Below are 6,466 nucleotides of genomic sequence, written 5' to 3'. Positions count from 1 at the left end.
CCGTTTTGAAGGGTTTGCTTTTTCGCTCAATAGCTGCTCTTTTTTAACTTCAGCTTAGTTAATTATTTTAATTGACGCATGCCACTTGCTCTATCATGGCTTTCAAACTATAATCTTTTCATGGTTCGGCGTCCTGGTAACGTCGCTCTTTCGCGCTCGCTTTTCAGGCACTTATCCAATATAGCGAGCGTACATAAGTTTGTCAACTACTTTCTTCAAAATTATTTTTGGGCTGTTTTCAGCCTCTAAAAATGCTCACAGTGCTGGGTTTAAGCAACAATGGTTTATGCACTGTGCTGACAAAGGAAGGGTAAAGCGTGAATTTTCAGTCGGTAATAGCCATATTGCATCAGTTTTGGAGCGATCGCGGTTGTCTCATAGCCCAACCATACGACATGGAGAAAGGGGCTGGAACAAAAAACCCTCATACTTTTTTGAGAGCACTGGGGCCGGAACCCTGGGCTGTTGCTTACGTTGAACCTTGCCGTCGTCCTACAGATGGTCGCTACGGCGAAAATCCTAATCGCTTTCAACACTATTATCAGTACCAAGTTCTAATAAAACCTTCGCCAGATAATATTCAGGACATTTATCTTGATTCGTTGAGAGCTTTAGGGATTCGTCCTGAAGATCACGATATTCGGTTTGTAGAAGATAACTGGGAAGATGCGACAGTAGGAGCTTGGGGTACTGGTTGGGAAGTTTGGTTAGATGGAATGGAAATTACTCAATTTACATATTTTCAGCAGTGTGGGGGTATTGATTGCCGTCCTGTGTCCATTGAGATGACTTATGGACTGGAACGACTGACAATGTATCTTCAGCAAGTGGAAGCAATCACTAAGATTCATTGGACAGACAATATTACTTATGGTGATGTTCACCTCCAGGGAGAGATTGAACAGTGCACATATAACTTTGAAGCGTCGAATCCTGAGTTGTTGCTGACGCTGTTTAATTTGTATGAGCAGGAAGCTACGCAATTAACGGAGCGCGGACTGGTTTTACCCAGCTTGGACTATGTAATTAAGTGTTCGCACACGTTTAATTTGCTGGATGCTAGAGGTGTGATTTCAGTCACGGAGCGAACTCGTTATATTGCCAGGATTAGGCATTTGGCACGGAAAGTTGCTCATTTATATGTTGAGCAAAGAGAAAAATTGGGTTTTCCGCTGCTGAATAAGGCAAGTTCTTGAGTGGTTTGTGTTGGCAAGGCACAGTACAAGAAAAGACAATTAAGAAGAAATCACGTATTTTATATTTACCTTGAGCCTTATGACGAATTTTCAAGAACTACAAATAGATGACTACTTTCGGATACCTGGGATAAGTCCCAGATATGTGTACAAAAAGGCTAGTAGTTCACATTGCACTCTAGGAGCAGCGTTACAGCCAATTCGACATAGAACAAAAGTTATACGAATGACTTCTACAGAGGTTGGTGATTATTTTGCTGATTATTTTGCGGCAAAGCTGGATTTTCTCAAAAGCTTGCAACAATAAGCGTTTGACTCACGACTTTAGTTAATCTGAGAACCCATGCATGAGCACAAAGAGTGAGAAGGGTATGAGATTGGAATGGTGAATTGGAGTGAAGTTTTAGAACCGATCGCAGCTTGGTTTCGTTCACTTAAAATCCCCGAACCGATTGTACATTGGGGACATCCATTGATGATGGCGATTGTTGTTTTTGTAATGGGCAGCTATGTGGGACTCGCAGGTTGGCGAGGAAGATTGATTGAGGATAAAGATGCTGCAATTAAAAGCCGAAGTGACCATCGTCAACTAGCACCTTGGCTATTTTTATTCATGGCAGCTGGTTACATGGGTGGAGTTTTGTCTTTGGTAATGCAGCACCAACCAATTCTGGAAAGTCCCTACTTTTGGACTGGTTCGCTGGTATTACTACTATTGCTAATCAACGGTGCAATTTCTCTAAGTCTATGTAAACAGTATTGCACTTTGTATTCTATTTTTCCACGCTGTACTTGGGTTTAAATTGGGAATAGCCCTCTGATCGAGCTGTTGCTAGATATAAATGCCTTCAGATATTCATTCATCCTATATAAGCTAAAGCTACACAAACAAAGCCCTTAGACTGGGCTTTGTTTGTATAAACTTGATGAACTATACTTCACCACAAGCATGAAAAGTTTTCTTTCCTGCCCTATGAGCTATTTTTAAGTCAGCCGCGAATTTTATTCGCTAGGTGCTTCTACAAAAAATTTTATGATTCAAACGAGTAGTGTAATTATTTGTCTTGGCTACATTCTAGGGTTACTGTTTACAGCAATTCCTTGGGGTGGTGTGTGGATTTTGGTTTTAGGGTTAGTCGGAGCGGTTTTGTTTAGAAGACGCTATGCTGCTCCACCACAAGTTGCTCAAAAACCAGAAAATGCTGGAGGTAAAACCAAGATAGTGTCTAACACTTGGCAAGCTATGCCCCATTCTAGAATATGGGTAGCTGCTGGCTTAGTGGGACTTTTGGCAACTTTGTATTTTCAATTTAGAGTGCCACAACCAGGAGTAAAAGACATTAGTCAGTTTGTTACGCTTGGGAATAGCAGTAATCAAGAACAACTTGTAATTGTTCGCGGTGAAGTCGCCAGTAATCCACGATTGACTCGCAGTCAGCGGGGACAATTTTGGTTAGAAGTGACTCAGCTAGATGAGGTCAAAAACGAAAAAGGCCCAGCAAATGTGCCGAAAGGGGTAACAGGTAGACTGTACGTAACTGTACCTTTACTTCAAGTTACTGAGTTGTACCCTAATCAACAAATTGCTGTAACAGGAATTTTATACAAACCTAAAGCAGCGTCAAATCCTGGCGCGTTTGATTTTCAGAAGTTCCTCAAGCAAGAAAGAACGTTTGCTGGTTTGATTGGACGACAGGTAAATATTCTTGATGTAGATGCAAAACGTAAATGGGGATGGTGGCAAGTTAGAGAGCGAATTGTGCGATCGCAAGTTCGTTGGTTAGGTGTTCCAGAAGGGCCACTAGTGAGTGCAATGGTTTTAGGAAGCAAAGCTGTTGATTTACCTTATGATATCCGCGACTTGTTTGTGCAGGCAGGATTAGCTCATGCTTTGGCAGCTTCCGGGTTTCAAACTTCTTTAATTTTGGGTGTGATATTACAGCTGACAAAGCGTTTCAAGAAGCGAACACAATTTACTTGTGGCTTGTTAGCTTTAATTATTTTCCTGAGTTTGACAGGTTTCCAGGCAGCGGTACTAAGAGCTGTAATTATGGGTTTTGCGGCATTAGTTGGTTTGGTATTAAAGAGGAAAGTAAAACAGTTAGGTTCACTCCTCTTAGCAGCAACGCTATTATTGCTATTTAATCCTTTATGGATTTGGGATTTAGGTTTTCAACTAAGTTTTTTAGCAACGCTAGGGTTAATTGTCACAGTACCCGCAATAGTTGAGCGCTTGGGTTTTTTGCCGCCTGCGATCGCTTCGTTGATTGCCGTTCCTCTTGCTGCTACTATCTGGACTTTACCTGTGCAACTGTTTGTCTTTGGAGTTGTGCCATCTTACAGCCTGCTACTGAATATCGTTAGCACTCCATTGATTTCTATCATTAGTATAGGTGGAATTATTAGTGCGATCGCAGCATTAATTTGGATTGATGCAGGAAGTTTTGTAGCTGGGATATTGCATTATCCTACCGATTGGCTAATAAAGTTAGTAGAATTTTTTAGCAACCTGCCAGGAAACTCTGTTGCTGTGGGTAGTATAGCCACTTGGCAAATACTGACGATTTATGCGTTGATTATATTGGTTTGGTTGGTGCGTTGGTGGCAGCAGCGATGGTGGTTTGCTAGTCTAATTGCGGCTAGTTTGGTACTTCTTCCAATTTGGCATTCTGCAAACACATTATTTAGAATAACTATTTTGGCAGCAGATGAAGAACCAATTTTGGTTGTTCAAGACAGAGGAAAAGTAACTCTAATTAATAGTGGCGATCAGGGAACAGGACGCTTTACGATCCTACCGTTTTTGCAACAGCAGGGTGTGAATCAAATAAACTGGGCGATCGCTAATAATTTCCAAAACAATGATAGCAATGCTTGGCTGGAGTTACTACAACGTTTACCTATTAAAAATTTTTATTTATATTCCTCCCAGCCAGAAAGTTCTATTGCTGTTCAAGTGATTCAAAAGGAACTACAAAAGCATCAAGGTATCTACCAAGCTTTGGCAATTGGTCAAGTTGTGAATACTGGTTCGATAGTAACGCAATTAATTAATGAGCAATTACCTATCTTGCAATTACAAATTTTTGGTCAGAATTGGTTATTAATAGGTAATATCAAATCTAAAGAAGTACAACAGCTAGTAAAGAATGGAAGTTTACCTAGCCCAGAAGTACTATGGTGTTATTCTCAGTCTTTAAAAGATTTAGTTTTAGCTCTAAAACCAAAAGTAGCAATCGCTTCTTCTGCCAATATTGATGAAAAAACTTTGTCTGAGCTTAGTCAAAGCCAAACGCAGCTGTTTTTTACAGGACGAGATGGAGCAATCCAATGGACACCCAAGGGTCAATTTGAGACGTTTATTCAAGCAGCAGAAAATAAATCCTCTGTTTTATAACTAACCCACAAATAAATAAAAGGCAGGAAACGAACAGTCCTGCCTTGAGAAACGACCAGATGAATAGGTCTGTAGCCAAATTAAGCATTACACATCATTTTGACAAAGCTATGAAGAAATTGTGACAACAGTATTACTAATTTGGCTTGGTTTTTGCTTTTTTCAAAGATACTAAAAAGTCAAAAATATCATACTATGGCTTGCTGATAACAAAAAATTAGCGATCGCCCAGAGAAGTATCTCGACTAAACAGCTTACTCTTCAAGAAAAACTACGCTGAACAACGAACACTCAGTATGAAAACTATGGAACTTGAGATTACGGTTATTGTTGCCTGTAATAAGTTGTGAGACGACCGCATGGCGATCACTTTATTGCTCAAAATGCTATTATGACGAAGAGGATGCGATCGCATTTTCTTAAACCCACGGAATTTGCATACTGAATGTATAGTCAAATCCGCAAATGAATAGCTGGAGAGGTGGCAGAGCGGTTGAATGCGACGCACTCGAAATGCGTTTTGGGGCAACTCAACGGGGGTTCGAATCCCCCCCTCTCCGTTTTAAAATATTGCAGTAATTCATATAGCAGTTATATTCTCATAATCACGTATTATGATGTTTTTATACGGCGTTAAAATATACACATAGAACAATAATTTTTGGGATAAACTAATGCCATCGTATGAGGAGTGAACGATGGCAAATTCAAGACTAGTACAATTACTATCATTAAGTTTTATTAGTTGCTGCTTTTGTGTAGGCATTGGTATAGGAGTTTTCATCAGGTTTGGGCAATTCCAACCATCAGACGCCGCTACCACATCTACTGAGCCGGAGCCATTTCCGTTTGCTTTCCCGGAACCTACGCCACCGCCAGGGAAAGAGCATCTAGATACTATTACTATCAAAGCAGTTGGGGATATTATTCCTGGAACCAATTTTCCTAACTACAGATTGCCGCGCTTGAGCAATCAGCTGTTGCCAAGGTCGGTGAGAGGATACTTACAAGGATCTGATATTTTGTTTGGTAATTTAGAAACTAGCTTAACTAATTATCCTTATACTACTAAAGACATTAGTCGAGGACAAGTTTTTGCCTTTCGCTCTCCACCTGCATATGCCCAACTGTTTGCTGAGGCTGGATTTAATGTGTTCAACATGGCTAATAATCATGCAATGGATTTCGGTAAGGTGGGGTTCCAAGATACAATAAACAACCTTAAGGCTGTGGGCATAGCAACATTAGGTCATAAAAATCAAATTCTCTATAAAAAAGCTAATAATATTCCAATTGCAATGATCGGGTTTTCTCCTTACAACATGTATAACTCTATTCACGATCTAGCAGCAGCCCAAACGCTCGTAACACAAGCTAAAAATAATGCCCAGATTGTAGTTATATCAATGCACGCTGGAGCTGAAGGAACAGAGGCAATACACCTAAAGAATCAGACAGAGTTTTTTTATGGTGAAAACCGAGGTAATTCAATTAAGTTTGCTCGAACAATGGTTGATGCCGGAGCAGATTTAGTTTTGGGACATGGGCCTCACGTTCCAAGAGCGATGGAAATTTATAAAGGAAAACTCATAGCATATTCTTTAGGAAACTTTTTGGGATATCGGACTTTATCCACAAATGCCCAAACGGGTGACTCAATGATTTTAGAAGTCAAACTTAATTCAGCAGGAGATTTAGTATCGAGTAAAATTATCCCCATTCGTATGGATAGGCAAGGAATTCCTCATATCGATCAGCTTTTTCAGACTGTGAAACTTATGCGTTATTTGAATAATCAAGCTTTTCCTAATAATCCGGTGAAGATTACTAATAAGGAAGAAATTCTTGTGCTTAATAGTAAATAGGAAATTCA

General features: G+C 40.0%; 4 protein-coding genes, 1 tRNA gene and 1 pseudogene. All 6 read left to right on the top strand.

Annotated elements, in window-relative coordinates:
- The first annotated feature begins 317 nt into the window (after positions 1-317).
- The 6 genes and pseudogenes from glyQ (at position 318) to FNW02_RS20705 (ending at position 6,458) form a co-directional block, all read left to right on the top strand.
- The gene (gene glyQ, locus FNW02_RS20730) at positions 318-1,196 is read left to right on the top strand and encodes a glycine--tRNA ligase subunit alpha (RefSeq protein ID WP_191759393.1); all 879 of its coding nucleotides are present in this window, start codon (positions 318-320) and stop codon (positions 1,194-1,196) included.
- Between the two features lie 79 nt (positions 1,197-1,275).
- Positions 1,276-1,503 carry a hypothetical protein gene (locus FNW02_RS20725; protein ID WP_191759392.1) on the top strand — a complete coding sequence of 76 codons (228 nt, stop codon included), beginning with the start codon at positions 1,276-1,278 and terminating at the stop codon, positions 1,501-1,503.
- Between the two features lie 75 nt (positions 1,504-1,578).
- Positions 1,579-2,017, top strand: a pseudogene (locus tag FNW02_RS20720) (DUF4079 domain-containing protein).
- A 212-nt stretch (positions 2,018-2,229) separates the two neighbouring features.
- Positions 2,230-4,593, top strand: coding sequence for a ComEC/Rec2 family competence protein (locus FNW02_RS20715; protein WP_191759391.1), 2,364 nt, complete (start codon positions 2,230-2,232; stop codon positions 4,591-4,593).
- Between the two features lie 475 nt (positions 4,594-5,068).
- Positions 5,069-5,153: transfer RNA gene (locus FNW02_RS20710), tRNA-Ser, on the top strand.
- A gap of 138 nt (positions 5,154-5,291) precedes the next feature.
- Positions 5,292-6,458 carry a CapA family protein gene (locus FNW02_RS20705; RefSeq protein ID WP_191759390.1) on the top strand — a complete coding sequence of 389 codons (1,167 nt, stop codon included), beginning with the start codon at positions 5,292-5,294 and terminating at the stop codon, positions 6,456-6,458.
- Positions 6,459-6,466: the final 8 nt, after the last annotated feature.

The sequence above is a fragment of the Komarekiella delphini-convector SJRDD-AB1 genome, from assembly GCF_014831675.1.
Lineage (GTDB): Bacteria > Cyanobacteriota > Cyanobacteriia > Cyanobacteriales > Nostocaceae > Komarekiella.
This window is presented reverse-complemented; position numbering and strand designations above follow the sequence as displayed.